Here is a 13,391-nt window from a genome sequence, read left to right as displayed (position 1 = left end):
CCGATGACCTTCACCGTCCTTACCTGCGAATTCATGCACGAGAGCAATACGTTCTCGCGCTTCCGCACCGACTTGCCGCAGTTTCAGGTGGACACGCTTCTCCTTGGCGACGAAGCGATCCGCGCCCGCCGCAACGCCAACACCGAACTTGCTGGGTTCATGGATGTGGCGGAACCGGCGGGCTGGAACGTGATCCACGCGATTTCGGCACATGCCGTGCCCGGGGGGCGGGTGACGAAAGCCGCCTATGACCACATCGCCGGTATTATCCTGGAGGCAGCGCGTTCGAACAAGGGCCGCCTCGATGGAGTGCTTCTTGGACTTCATGGCTCGATGGTGCCGGAGTTTTGCCATGACGGTGAAGGGTATCTGCTGGGCCTTCTGCGGGCCGAACTTGGAGCGGACATTCCTGTTGCGGTAACGCTCGACCTTCATGCGATGGTGTCCGAAGACATGGTTCGGGACGCGCAGATCCTTGTTTCCTACAAGACCTATCCGCATGTGGACATGCGCGAAATCGGCGCGCATGCCGCCCGTATCCTGGATCGCGCAATGAAAGGTGAAATCGCGCCCCGGACTGTCAGGGCGCATGTGCCGATGCTGGACGAAGCGAATTCCGGCCGCACCGACATTCCCGAGACGCTGGCCCTTTATGACCGCGCCCGCGAGGCCGAGGCCGAGGGCTTGCTCGCGGTTTCCGTCAATGCAGCCTTCACGGGCGCCGACGTGTCCTGCGTCGGTCCCACCGTGCTCGCAACCTATGACAGCCGTGATCCCGGCGCCAAGCCAGCCGCCATGCGTGTGACAGAGGAACTTGCGGACAGGATCTGGCAGGGCCGGACCAAGAAGCGCAATGTTTTCATCGAGGTCGACGAGGCTGCTGCCGAGGCGCATGCCTGGCGCGGCGACAAACCGCTTGTTATCGCCGATTACGCCGACAATCCCGGCGCCGGTTCCTACGGCGACTCGACCGCGCTGTTGAAGGGCCTGCTTGATGCGGGAGTAAAGGGTGCGGTACTCGCGCCGATGATCGATCCTCAAGCGGCAAATGAATTGCACCGTCACCGGCAAGGCGAAACCGTGACGGTGACGATTGGCGGCAAGGGCGACGCCAACTTCGGCGGCGGCCCGCTGACGGTGACGGGTGTGCTGACTAGGCTTTCGGACGGCGCCTATGTCGGCGACGGACCGATTCAGGGCGGGCTCACCCATAGTTTCGGCCCCACCGCCGTAATCGACGTCGACGGGATCGAAGTCATGGTCGTTTCAGAAGCGCAGCAGATGGTCGACCTTCAGCAATTGCGCGCTTTCGGGATAGAACCGACGGCTCGCCGCGTGTTGGTCCTGAAATCGATGCAGCATTTCCGGGCGGCATTCGAGCCGATATCGGGCAAGGTCATCGTCTGCGATGCAGGCGCGCTGGCAACGCCGCGGGCAGAGCGGCGCCCCTATATCCACGCGCCGCGCCCGCTCTGGCCGCTCGACAAGGATTTCGAGCGCTTCGTTCGTCCCTTGGTCGACACATTCTAAATTACCAAAGCGGGCCAGTGCAGACGGCCCCTTCCTGGATGCGAATGCTGACAGCGAGCGCACTCTTCGCAGGCCCTGCGTGGCGACGGCGGTGCGATCGATCATCGACCGTCAAGTCACAGACATCGCCGATACGCTTCAGCTCATCTATTCGCTCCGGCCTGCGGGCCTGCCCGGGCCGTTCTTCGAGGCTCGGAAAACGGCGGCGTCCGCGCTGCATCGTGACGCGCGCCGTCCCGGTGCCAGAAGTCGAGAACGGCTGCGGTGATAGCCTCTGGCGCGTCCTCCTGAACAAGATGCTTCGCATCCGGTACGACAATGAATGGAGCGTTTGGGATGCGCCGCGCGAGTTCTTCACCATCTTTCAACGGGATAAATTCATCCTCGGCGCCCCAAAGAATGCTCACGGGGCAGCGGATTTCACCGTAGCGGTCCTCGACCTCTTCGCTGTACTTGTCGTCCATCTGCGCCACCTGGCGCCAGAACGCCTTCTTGCCCTCCTCGCTAAGCCAAGGCTGGAGATAAAGCCGCATCTCCTCTTCGCGCAATTTGTGCTTCGCTGCGGCACCGATATACGCGCGCAGGACGGCTTCATGGATATAGGCTGGAAGACCGGCAAAAACGTCTTGGTGCACCTTGGCCGCCTGCACCAGCGCGGATCCCTGCGGGCTGATTGCGACAGGATCGATCAGCATCAGGCTGCTGTAGTCGATGCCGTCCATGAGATGGGCGCGCAGCGCGGCAGACCCGCCAAAGTCATGCGCGACGACGTCCGGGCGCTCTATACCCCAGTGCTTTACCAGCGCCGCGAAAAGTCCATTCTGAAGACCATGCAGGACGTCGGCGTCCGGCTTGTCGGACTGCCCGAAACCCAGCAAATCATAAAAGAAAACCCGACGGTGCCGCGCGAGCCACGGTGCAATTCGCCGCCACACCAGCGAGGAAAATGGCGAGCCGTGCAGGAGGATCGCAGCCTGTCCCTCGCCGAGCGTGCCCCAGGCGATCGCATGACCGCGGTAGATGAAGCGTTCAGGCAGAGTCCAGTTCGCAATCATCTCGTCCTCCGTATCCAGAGACTTGTCGAGGAATCCGACAGGAAGCGGGTCGGACCGAAACTCTCAGCCATGGTGCGATGGTGCGAATTCCGGCCCTGGACAATCTCTCGGCGACAGAAACCCAGGTGGTAGCGTCGTCAGGCCAGCCGTGCAGCAGCAAAGCCGCTGTGTCATGCTTCGCGCCTTCCTCCAGAAAGGCGATGTCGAGCATTTGTGGCCGCGGTTGACGGCATGATGAAGCGCGCGTGGGTCTGCATCCCTGCCCAACGAGGACGGCGCGATCGGGTTCCTTGGCATGCGACCATCAGGCCGCTCTTGTCGACCTCCGTCCGAGGCAGCCCGTTCACGGAAAGCCTTCCCCTATCCGAGCCGGACTTGCTTCATGATCCTGTTCCTCAGATGACCCCGCCATTCGCTCGGACGATCTGGCCGTTGATCCAGCCGCTGTCCGGTCCAACCAGCAGGGAGACGACGCGCGCGATGTCGTCGACCTCGCCCAGACGGCCGAGCGGGTTCATCTGTTTGATACGATCGAGCGTAGCCTGATCCTTGCCTTCGAGAAAAAGCTCGGTGGCCACCGGCCCCGGCGCAACCGCGTTGACCGTGATGGCGCGGGATCCCAACTCCTTCGCCACAATGTGGGTGAGCGCTTCGACCGCGGCCTTGGTGGCCGCATAAACGCCATAGGTCGGCTGATAGAGTCCGACGACGCTGGTCGAGAAGTTCACGATGCGGCCGCCGTCGCGCAGGCGCCTCGCCGCCTCGCGAAGGCCGTTGAACGTGCCCTTGAGATTGATCGCGATGGTCTGATCGAAAGTCGCATCATCAAATTGAGCGACCGGTGCGAGCTTCATGATGCCGGCATTGTTCACCAGCACGTCGACGCCGCCATGGGCCGCTTCGGCGGAATCGAACATCCGTCTCACAGCTTGCGGGTCGCTGACATCGGCCTGGAAGGAGGTGGCCCGACCGCCGGCCTTTTCGATCTCATCCACCAGCTTGGCGGCCGCTTTGGTGCTACCTGCATAGTTGACCACGACCGTGAGGCCGTCGCTCGCCAGCCGGCGGGCGATGGCCGCTCCGATGCCGCGAGAGGCTCCCGTGACGATTGCAACCCTATTCGTTGAGGTGGTCATTGTGGTTGTTCCTTTGCCGTGTTGTTGCCGATATCAATCCTTCGCTCGATATTCCTGCGGGATCACGAAGACCTCGTCGGCGCGGGCGTAACCGCCGTCCTTGACCTCCTCGATCAGGACCATGGTATGCGGCCGAGCGGCCTCGGAGAAATATTCCACGAGCATCGCCGTGGCCCGATGGACGATCTCTTCTTTCTGGGCCCGGTTCAGCGCCGCCTCGGGGACCTTGAAATTGACGAAGGGCATGATCTTCACTCCTGTCGATCTGATGACTTGAATGGTGTGAAGGTAGCCGTTTTTAAAACCAGCACTAGAAGGCCGATTTCAACATCACCATTTCAAAAACCATAACAATCAACTACGAGATGGTCATGGATCGCATCGACGTCATGCGGCTCTTCGTCAGGATCGTCGAGCGTGGGAGCTTTGCTCAGGCCGCGCGGGACCTGCAGGTTCCGCGGCCCACCGCCACCCATGCGATCCAGCGCCTGGAAGCGGATCTCGGCGTTCGGCTCCTCGAACGAACAACCCGAAATGTGAGGCCGACGCTCGATGGCGCACTCTACCATGAACGCTGCATCCGGCTTCTTGCGGACCTGGATGAGGTGGAGAGCGTCTTCAGGAATGCCGAACCCAAGGGTCCGCTTCGTGTGGATATGCAGGGGACCATCGCGCGGTTTTTCGTCATGCCCGCCTTGCCCGAGTTCATCACGCGCTATCCCGGCATCTCGCTCAGCCTCAGCGAAGGCGACCGGATGGTCGACCTCATCACTGAAGGCGTCGATTGCGTCGTGCGAGCCGGCGAACTGTCCGACTCGTCTCTGATCGGTCGCCGCATAACCGCATTCGAGCAACTCACCCTGGCGAACCCAGCCTATCTTGAACGTCACGGCGTCCCTTCAACACCGGATGATCTCGGCGGCCATCGCATGGTTGCCTATACCGCCTCCGCGACAGGGCAGCCGTACCCGCTGGAATTCTATAAGGACGGCGCGGCAAGGGAGGTTCCACTGCCCTACGATATCGTCGTCCGGGGCGCCGAAATCTACACGGCCTCCGGCGTCGCCGGGCTCGGGTTGATACAGGTCCCGCGTTATCGCGTAGAGCATCAGATCGCCACCGGGCAATTGGTTCCGATACTGGAAGCCTTCCCACCACCGCCGATACCCGTATCCGTGCTCTATCCCCAGAGCCGCCATCTGTCTTCGCGGATCAGGGTGTTCATTGATTGGCTGGCGGAGGTTTTTCGGGCCCCTCGCGGCGTTGCCGGGAGTTCCTCTCAGAAGGGCTCGGTCGAGATATCAAGCTGAGGCAGTTCATCGTTGCACGGAAAGGCGGAACAGGTCCGCCACGCTTCGGCACACCGTCTCATGGCCTGCCCCTTGACACGAATGTGAGATGCCTCTGGTGCCTTCTCAGGCGAAGGCGTCTGGCGAGCAGAAGCGCCAGACCAAGCACAAATACGATGCCGCCCCCCACCAGCCCCTGGGCCGCCAGAACCAGCACCGTCTGCTCTGTCGTCGAGCCTGCCCGCATCTGGCGCACATCGGCTGCCGTGACGCTGACTTGCGGGTTTCCGAAGCGCGCTGTCACATAGTTTGCAAGGGCCGCCACCTGGCCGTCGTCCAGCCAGCCGTCAAAGGCCGCCATCGATTTGCGGCCCGCGACGCCGCCTGCCTTGACGCCTTCAAGGATGGTCATGACGACATTCTCAGGCGAGGTTACGCCGAGAGTGCTGTTGTTGGTCAGTGATGGATAGGTGCCATCCGCCGATCCGCCTCCATTCAGGCCATGACATCCCGAGCAGAGCGACCGGTAGAGATCGTCGCCCACCGCGACCCCGCTGCCCTCCACGCTGGTCTTCGTCCCGGCATCGCGGGCGGCTGCGGGCGGATTGGTCCACGCGAAGCGCGGCCGCTTCTCGTCTCCCGATTGGGCGGGCACGGTCCTGAGATAGGCGACGATGGCATGAATGTCGTCGTCCGAAAGATATTGCAGACTGTTCATGACCGTTTCCGCCATCGGACCGCCCGCATATGCCTTTCCAGGCATGGCGCCGGTCTTGAGAAACCGAAACAGCTCCTCATCGCTCCAGCCGCCTATGCCCGCGATCTTGTCGCTGCTGATGTTGAACGCCTGCCAGATACCGGCGCTGCCGCCGGCAAGCTTGCGATCTTCATCCATGCCGAACGTTGTATTCCTTGGAGTGTGGCAGGCGCCGCAGTGGCCAAGCACCTCCACCAGGTAGGCGCCCCTGTTCCATGCGCCGGTTCGGCTTGGATTTGGTCCGAAGCCGCCGGCGTGGAGGTTGGCAAGTTTCCACAACCAGAGCGTCCAGCGCTGGTTAAATGGAAAGGGCAGTATGTTTGGCGGCGGCGGCTGAGAAATCGGCGCGGTCGTGAGCAGGTAGGCTCGGATCGCGAGCACATCCTCGCGGTTCATCCCGACGAAGCTGTCATATGGCATGGCGGGATAGAGATCGGCCCCGTCGCGTCTGACGCCTTTCTGCACGGCTCGCACGAATTCGTCGGCGGAATAGCGCCCGATGCCTGTGTCGAGGTCCGGTGTGATGTTGGTGGAATAGACATCGCCGAACGGCGTCGGCACCCGATAGCCTCCGGCGAAAGGCCGGCTCGGATTGGACGTGTGGCAGCCGACGCAATCGGCGGCTCGGGCAAGATATTCGCCTTTCTGGATCTCGTTCGCCCGCAGCGGCGTGCCAGGCGCCAGCGACGCCATGACGGCCGCGACTACACGTAGGAGAACGGCGAGGAACGGAACGCTCGCAGCAGGCCACCGCAAACGCTGCCCATGGCGGATGACCGCTCGTCGGCTCCGCTGCACAGTCACAGTTCGCATCCGCTGAAGATCAATCCGGCCGCCATTTGCGCCAGCATGACGAGCGTGAACAGGGCCCCGATGCCTACCGAAGTCCTGGCCAGAAACGCGCGCGTGCGCGCCTTCAGGGGCGGGCTCGTGCCGTGCCCTGGATCATGAACGGCGCGCCATGACGACAGGACGCCCAGCGCCGCGACGGCGGCGCCTGTCAGCGAGAACAGAACAGTGGGCCGAAACCCGGCGTCGCATTGCCAATATGCGATTGAATAGTCGAGCTGCAGCGATATCGCCCACGCCGTTGGTCCGGTGGCCATGCCTGCCCAGGAAACGCCCGTGCGGATCGCCTGCATGTTACATCCTCGGAACCCAGTAAATTACGAGATAGAGCACGACCCATGAGACGACCACGAAGTCCCAGTAGAAGGCATTGTCCGACACGTCGCTGAAGTGGCGTCCGGTGTTGCCTTTCTTGGTGAACATGAGAACCGCGAGCACGATCGTGTCCCCGACATCGGTGAGGAGGTGTGTCGTGTGCAGGCCGAGCAGGAGCCAGACGATCGACCCGTAGGCGTTCTGGTCCCAGGAGATCCGGAGCGCGGGAAATTCCCAGATGCGCACGATCAGGGGAAGAATTCCGGCGATCGACATGACGACGATGCCGATGCGCACCTTCACAAGGTCCTGCCGCCGCGCCCAAAGATCGATCAGACGGTTGGGGACGGCGCTGGCAAGCAGAATGATCAATATTGCCGTGCCCGGCAGGAGATCGGGTGCCGGCGCTCCGATCGGCCAATGCCGCGCCTGCACAGCCAGGTAGAAATAGGTACCGATCGCCAGGGCAAAACCGGTTGCTTCAAGGGCGATGAAGGCCACCGTTCCCCACCAGATCGGGCTTGCCGATCCAAAATCATAGGTGGGCAGGTGGCTGACGTCGACGGTTGGCCGGTGTCTCATTCTTCGTCCTCCGGCTCGCCTTTCGGCCAGAACCAGCAGATAAAGCCGATCGAGACCGGTATCGCGCCCCAGACCACCGCCCATGGCGTGTATATTGAGCCCAGAAACGCGCCACCCACGGCGATGGCCGAGAGCAGCGGCCAGATCGAATTGTCGGCCGATGGCACGCGCAGTTGCGGCACCGCATCGGCGACCGTGCCGGCAAGCACTTCGCGCGCATCGACGCGCAGGCCCTCGACCACCGGGAGTATGTCGGGTTCGGCCCAGAGCGGCTCGCGATGGGTCACCACTGGCAGGCGCGAAAAATCGTAGGAAGCCGGCGGTGACGTCGTTGCCCATTCCAGTGTGCTCGCCCCCCAGGGATTGTCTCCCGCGAGGCGACCGTTGCGAAGGCTGAGCAGCATGTTCAGGACGAGAAGCGCGAAGCCGGCGAACACCACCAGCGACGAGATGCTGATGAACAGGTTCGTGCCGCCCCAGCCGCTCGCCGGCGGATAGGTGTAGACGCGCCGCGGCATGCCTTGCAAGCCAAGGATGTGCATCGGGAAGAAGGTGAGATTGAAGCCGATGAAGACAAGCCAGAAATTCCAGCGGCCGAGCCTCTCGGACAGCATGCGGCCGGTGATCTTGGGAAACCAGTAGTAGACGGCGCCGAGCAGGGGGAAGACGGCGCCTCCGACCAGCACATAGTGGAAATGTGCGACGACGAAATAGGTATCGTGCACCTGCAGGTCGAGCGGCACCGAGGCGACCATGACCCCGGTCAGCCCGCCGATCACGAAGGTGAAGATGAAGCCGAGCACGAAAAGCAGCGGCGTGGCAAAAATCGGCCGGCCGCCCCAGATCGTCGCGATCCAGCAGAAGATCTGGATGCCGCTCGGAATGGCGATCATCATCGAGGAGGCGGTGAAGAAGCTTTCGCCGAGCTGCGGCAGGCCCGTGGCGAACATATGGTGCACCCATAGTCCAAAGGATAGGAAGCCGATCGCAACCAGCGACAGCACGATCCCGAGATAGCCAAAGACCGGACGGCGCACGAAGCTCGGCAGGATAGCCGAGACGAAGCCGGTCGCGGGAATGAAGATGATATAGACCTCCGGGTGGCCGAAGAACCAGAACAGGTGCTGCCAGAGCAGTGCGTCGCCCCCCGCCGCCGGGTCGAAGAACCTGGTGCCGACCAGCCGGTCGAGGATCAGCATGGTGCTCGACACCATCACCGCGGGCATGGCGAACAATATGATGAAAGCCATGACGAGGACTGACCAGACATAGAGCGGGATGCGATCGAGCGACATGCCAGGGGCGCGCTGCTTGAACACAGTCGCGATGATCTCGACGGCGACCGCGAGTGCGGACACTTCGGTGTAGGTCACCATCTGCGCCCAGAAATCGGGGCGCTTGCCGATCCCATATTCAGGTCCGGCGAGCGGCACGTAGGAAAACCAGCCGGCATCCGCGCCGGTGTCGAAAGCGAAGGCGATCCAGATCATCAACCCACCGGAGAGATAGACCCAGTAGCTGAAGGCGTTGAGCCGCGGGAAGGCGACGTTTCGGGTGCCGATCATCAGCGGCACCAGGTAGATGGCGAACGCTTCCATGACCGGTACGGCGAACAGGAACATCATCGTCGTGCCATGCATGGTGAAGAGCTGGTTGTAGAGATCGGGGCCGATATGGCGTGCCTCCGGCGTGGCAAGCTGGAACCGCATGGCAAGTGCCGACAGGCCTGCAAGGGCGAGGAACAGGAAGGCCGTCACCATATAGCGCCGGGCGATCAGCTTGTGGTCGACCGTGACCAGCCAACCATAGAGGCCGTTCGGCGTCCGCCAGGCATGCGCCAGATAGTCGTGCAGTCTTGCCTCGTCGAGCCCGGTGTCGCGGATGCCTTTCAGGGCCGCTTCCTGTTTTCGCCTAGCCGTCTTCCTGGCAACGCCACTCATTCAAGACTTCCAAGATAGGCGACGACCGCACGAAGATCGTCGGCGCTGAGAGCAATGCGCGGCATCTTCGCGCCGGGTTTTATGGATTGCGGATCGGCGATCCACGCGGCGAGCGCGCCGGGTGTCATGGCCAGCGTGTCGGCGGCCAATGCACGCCGGTGTGCGAGATGGGTAAGGTCGGGCCCGACCGCTCCCTTGGCCGGCGTCCCCCTTATCGTGTGGCAGAGCGCGCAACCGGTGGAAAGAAAAGCCCGCTGGCCGCGGCGTTCCTCCTCGCTGGCAGGCGCGATGGCGGCGGCGTCTTGTCTGGACCGCCATGCCTCGAACGCTTCGCGGCTTTCCGCGATGATGGTGACGGCCATGTGAGCATGCTGGTAGCCGCAGAACTCGGCGCACTGGCCGCGATAGATACCAGGCCTGTCGGCAATGAGGGTGATCTCGCTCGGCCGGCCCGGAATGAGGTCCCTTTTACCGGCGAGGCTTGGCACCCAGAAGCTGTGAATGACATCGGTCGAATCGAGTTCCACCTTTACCCGTTCGCCGACGGGAAGATGGATCTCGTTCGCCGTGACAATCATGCGCGACCGATCATCGTTGGGATAGCGTATTTCCCACCACCATTGATGCCCTGTGATGCGGATGGTGAGCGTCTCCTTTCCGCCCAGCGAGGCAATGGATTTGCCGGCGAAGAAGCTCGTTATCGTCAGCGCGGCGAGAACCAGCACGGTCGCCGCGACGGCGCTTCCGACCGCGCGGCTAAACCTGTGCTCCTGATGGCTGTCGATGACCAGCGGCGGGGGTCCTGCTTGTGCCCGGCGCTGATGGAAGAGCGCCATTGCCAGGGCCAGCATGACGAGCAGCCAGGTGATGGTCGCCACCGCGCCAAAAGACCAGATGAGATCGAGAATCGCACGGGCATTCGCACCATGTGCGTGGAGTGCGGATTGCCAGCCGCTGCACCCGCTCAGGACCGGTGCCGAGACCACTGTAGACGCGAGGCCGAGCCATTTCAGGACGCCTGGAAGACGGCTGCCGGACGTGCTTCGAGCTGGACGTGCAAAGGCGGACGCAATGGGCCATTGCCGCCGTTGCCGCAGGCGGATGGACGGGCCCGTGCATCTTGCCATGTGAAATCCCCATGGATGCCAAGGCGATAACGCGAATCGCTGTAAAAGGATGCCTGGCAACGATGGCCGGCTTTTCTCCGCCATGCGATTGGCGCCGGGCCGATGCTTGCGCGCCGGGAGCGCAACCAAATGGCGGATATGTCCGTTTCTCCAGGCAAAGGCGCGGGACGCGCATCGGACGGTTCCACGCCGCGAAAGCTTAGGAACTAGCCATGAGCAACACAGACAAAACGGCCGGCGGAAATCGAAGCGTCGCAGGCAAGGACGATCACAGCCAGGACGCGACGCGCAACGACCGCCGAGGCAGGGAAGAGACGCGGCAGGAACAGGCTGCGGACAGCCATCCGGAAGAGGATCCGGCGGAGGGCTCTCGCCAAACGGTCGAGCACGAGTTGGACAGGCTGGATCGGTCGGGGCGCAGCGCCTCGCAATCCGCGGGCGAGGGCCAGGTGGAACGCGCGCGTGAGGAGCTGCGGAAGCAGGTCAGCGAAGAGACGCAATTACCGGGACGAGGTTCCGCCTGACAGCGGCTGTGGATCGCCCCGCGGTTGGCTTTTTGTTTCGATTCTTCGGTGTCAGACGGCACGCAGGTCGTGTCGGGCCTGCCGCCTTCCGCTTTCCCGGATCCAGAGGGTCGCCATGAGCAGCGCCGCCCCGCCATAGATCAGGCCGGCTAGGGGAAGGTGCGGGTGAAGAGCCTCACCGCACTCTTTTCGACCGTCGGCCCCAGGCATATCCATGTCGATCTTCAAGGCGATGCGGCTCCAGCCGCATCAACGGCCAAGGCGGGCGCTGCGTTTCATTGGCGGTTGGCTTCCACAGGAACAAAAAGCTTGACCGGAGGTTCGAACCTCAATCTCGGCATCGGCACTTGGTCGGAACAATCGACATGATTTTTTCCCGTGTGGCCTCGTTGGACACGCATCTCCCATGAGTGGAGCAGCTGACGATGCCGGCCGAAGCGAGGGAAAGCGAAAAGACGGCGGCATCACACGCGCTCTCGGGCTCGGACTGATCACTGGGGCGGCTGACGACGATTGCTCGGCCATTGGCACCTATGCGAGTGCCGGAGCCCGGTTCGGGCCCGACCTTTTGTGGACGGCTCCTGTCACTCTCCCGATGATGTACATCGTCGTCTATCTCTCGTCCAAACTTGGCCAGGTGTCGGGCCGTGGTCTTTTCAAGGTCATTTCCGATTTCTATCCGCGTTGGCTGCTGTGGTCCGTGCTGGTGGGCGTGCTGATCGGCAACACGATCGAGGCAGCCGCCGACCTTGGCGCGATGTCGGCGGCTGTCGTGCTGTTCGTTCCGCTGCCTTCAAACTCGGTCGTCATCGGTGTCGCGATGATTATTCTTGCCTTGCAGATGTTCGGATCCTACAAGCTAATCCGCAACATATTCCGATGGTTGGCACTGGCCCTGCTCGCCTATGTGGTCTCCGCTGTGCTCGCCAAGCCGGATGTGGTCTCGGTGCTGCGCGGCACCTTGCTGCCGAAAATCGAGTTCAGCCGCGAATATCTGTCCATCATCGTCGCCATCATCGGCACGACGCTGTCCGCCTATCTCTACACCTGGCAGTCCAATCAGGAGGTGGAGGAGGAGATCGCCAAGGGCAGGACGAGCCTCGAAGAGCGCAAGGGAGCCACCGAGGGTGAACTCCGCCGGTCCCGGCGCGATATCCTGATCGGCATGATCTTTTCCAACCTGATCATGTATTTCATCATCCTTTCGACCGGATCGACGCTGTACGAGGCGGGGCATACCCAGATCGAAACGGCAGCGCAGGCGGCCGAAGCGCTGCGGCCGCTTGCGGGCGACGCGGCCGGAATTCTCTTTGCGGCCGGGGTGATCGGCGTCGGCTTCCTGGCGGTGCCGGTCATGACGGCCGGCGCCGCTTTCGATTTCGCGCAGGCCATGGGGTGGAAGAATGGCTTGAACGCCAAGCCCCGGCATGCGCCCAAATTCTACATCGCGACGGGAGTGATCACCCTGGTGGCGGTGGGTCTCAATTTCTTTGGCTTCAACCCGATGAAAGCCTTGGTCTGGTCCGGCATCGTGCAGGGTTTTTCGACGCCACCTCTGCTGCTTCTCATGCTCATCATGACCAACAATCGCAAGATCATGGGCGACAAGGTCAACAGCAGGGCCACCAACATTCTGGGTGGCGTGACGACCATAGCGGTCTTTGCGGCGTCCGCGGGACTGGTGGCGACCTGGTTCATGTAGTTCGCCGGCGCGGAAAGGACGTTCAGGCGCAGTGGAACATCCACGGTCAACTCTCGTTGAAATGCGTGTGAGAGAAAGGGCTGTCCATGTCAAAGCTCCAAGCCGCCACTCAAGAGCATTTAGAGCAACTGAGACTCGAGGCTTCGGCTCGTTTCGCCCCGATGATGCTGCATGAGGCATTGTTGCGTCTTTCCCGGGCCTGCGGGGGTGATAGCCTTGCCCGGTTCGAGAAAGCCATGGTCGATCAGATCGAGGCGACCAAGGACGATCGAGCCGATTTCGAGGCAATCAAGGAATTCGCGATCGAACAGCTTTATGCCTGGATCAGGAACGCGAACGAATCGCCGGATAAGAAGCAACCGCTGGAAAAGATAGAGGACCGCAGAACCCCCGGCCGCTCGGAAGAGCCGCAAACGCTGGAGGATCAGCTGCAGGCCGGTCTGGAAGATTCCTTTCCCGCAAGCGACCCGCCAGCGGTGGTGTCCACCTCCATTCCAGGCGGAGCCAAGAAGCTGGTCGGAACCGACGAAGTGCTGAGAAAACAGCGGGAGGCCAAGGAGCAAGACCGCCCCTAGCCCGCACCGA

14 protein-coding genes are annotated in these 13,391 nt (G+C 62.3%); 6 read left to right on the top strand and 8 right to left on the bottom strand.

What is annotated here, in order from left to right; translation table 11 throughout:
• Positions 1–3: 3 nt before the first annotated feature.
• Positions 4–1,530, top strand: a complete 1,527-nt coding sequence (locus FJ973_RS10605; protein WP_140555694.1) for a M81 family metallopeptidase — start codon at positions 4–6, stop codon at positions 1,528–1,530.
• A 143-nt stretch (positions 1,531–1,673) separates the two neighbouring features.
• Here FJ973_RS10605 and FJ973_RS10600 read toward each other — a convergent pair whose 3' ends face one another.
• The 3 genes from FJ973_RS10600 to FJ973_RS10590 all read right to left on the bottom strand — a co-directional run bounded on the left by FJ973_RS10600 (position 1,674) and on the right by FJ973_RS10590 (position 3,967).
• The gene (locus tag FJ973_RS10600) at positions 1,674–2,585 is read right to left on the bottom strand and encodes an alpha/beta hydrolase (protein ID WP_140555693.1); all 912 of its coding nucleotides are present in this window, start codon (positions 2,583–2,585) and stop codon (positions 1,674–1,676) included.
• Between the two features lie 395 nt (positions 2,586–2,980).
• Positions 2,981–3,721 (bottom strand): SDR family oxidoreductase, encoded by a 741-nt coding sequence (locus FJ973_RS10595; protein ID WP_140497357.1) that lies wholly within the window; start codon positions 3,719–3,721, stop codon positions 2,981–2,983.
• A 33-nt stretch (positions 3,722–3,754) separates the two neighbouring features.
• Entirely contained in the window at positions 3,755–3,967 is a 213-nt protein-coding gene (locus FJ973_RS10590) for a 4-oxalocrotonate tautomerase family protein (protein WP_140497359.1), read from the bottom strand.
• A gap of 125 nt (positions 3,968–4,092) precedes the next feature.
• On the opposite strand from FJ973_RS10590, the gene FJ973_RS10585 reads away from it, so the two are divergent.
• A complete protein-coding gene (locus FJ973_RS10585) occupies positions 4,093–5,031 on the top strand; it encodes a LysR family transcriptional regulator (RefSeq protein ID WP_140555691.1) in 939 nt (312 codons plus the stop codon).
• A 58-nt stretch (positions 5,032–5,089) separates the two neighbouring features.
• Here the strand turns inward: FJ973_RS10585 and FJ973_RS10580 are convergent, their stop codons facing one another.
• The 5 genes from FJ973_RS10580 to coxB all read right to left on the bottom strand — a co-directional run bounded on the left by FJ973_RS10580 (position 5,090) and on the right by coxB (position 10,664).
• Positions 5,090–6,460, bottom strand: coding sequence for a cytochrome c (locus tag FJ973_RS10580; RefSeq protein ID WP_140555689.1), 1,371 nt, complete (start codon positions 6,458–6,460; stop codon positions 5,090–5,092).
• A gap of 107 nt (positions 6,461–6,567) precedes the next feature.
• The gene (locus FJ973_RS10575) at positions 6,568–6,909 is read right to left on the bottom strand and encodes a hypothetical protein (RefSeq protein WP_140497365.1); all 342 of its coding nucleotides are present in this window, start codon (positions 6,907–6,909) and stop codon (positions 6,568–6,570) included.
• Between the two features lies 1 nt (position 6,910).
• On the bottom strand, positions 6,911–7,513 hold the full coding sequence (locus FJ973_RS10570; RefSeq protein WP_140497367.1) for a cytochrome c oxidase subunit 3: 603 nt from the start codon (positions 7,511–7,513) through the stop codon (positions 6,911–6,913).
• Positions 7,510–9,453: a cytochrome c oxidase subunit I gene (ctaD, locus tag FJ973_RS10565; RefSeq protein WP_140555688.1), complete on the bottom strand. Its 1,944-nt coding sequence runs from the start codon at positions 9,451–9,453 to the stop codon at positions 7,510–7,512. Before ctaD ends, FJ973_RS10570 begins: the two co-directional genes overlap by 4 nt.
• The gene (coxB, locus tag FJ973_RS10560) at positions 9,450–10,664 is read right to left on the bottom strand and encodes a cytochrome c oxidase subunit II (RefSeq protein ID WP_246675862.1); all 1,215 of its coding nucleotides are present in this window, start codon (positions 10,662–10,664) and stop codon (positions 9,450–9,452) included. The genes ctaD and coxB overlap by 4 nt, the downstream gene beginning before the upstream one ends.
• Positions 10,665–10,792: 128 nt before the next feature.
• On the opposite strand from coxB, the gene FJ973_RS10555 reads away from it, so the two are divergent.
• The 4 genes from FJ973_RS10555 (at position 10,793) to FJ973_RS10540 (ending at position 13,381) form a co-directional block, all read left to right on the top strand.
• Positions 10,793–11,104, top strand: a complete 312-nt coding sequence (locus FJ973_RS10555; RefSeq protein ID WP_140555686.1) for a hypothetical protein — start codon at positions 10,793–10,795, stop codon at positions 11,102–11,104.
• A gap of 165 nt (positions 11,105–11,269) precedes the next feature.
• Positions 11,270–11,473, top strand: coding sequence for a hypothetical protein (locus FJ973_RS30860; protein WP_181167659.1), 204 nt, complete (start codon positions 11,270–11,272; stop codon positions 11,471–11,473).
• Between the two features lie 37 nt (positions 11,474–11,510).
• Positions 11,511–12,806, top strand: a complete 1,296-nt coding sequence (locus FJ973_RS10545) for an Nramp family divalent metal transporter (protein WP_140555685.1) — start codon at positions 11,511–11,513, stop codon at positions 12,804–12,806.
• A gap of 86 nt (positions 12,807–12,892) precedes the next feature.
• Positions 12,893–13,381: a hypothetical protein gene (locus tag FJ973_RS10540; RefSeq protein WP_140497376.1), complete on the top strand. Its 489-nt coding sequence runs from the start codon at positions 12,893–12,895 to the stop codon at positions 13,379–13,381.
• Positions 13,382–13,391: the final 10 nt, after the last annotated feature.

The organism is Mesorhizobium sp. B2-1-3 (assembly GCF_006442495.1).
Classification (GTDB): domain Bacteria; phylum Pseudomonadota; class Alphaproteobacteria; order Rhizobiales; family Rhizobiaceae; genus Mesorhizobium.
The sequence above is the reverse complement of the archived record's forward strand: the minus strand, read 5'-3'. Positions and strand labels throughout refer to the sequence as shown.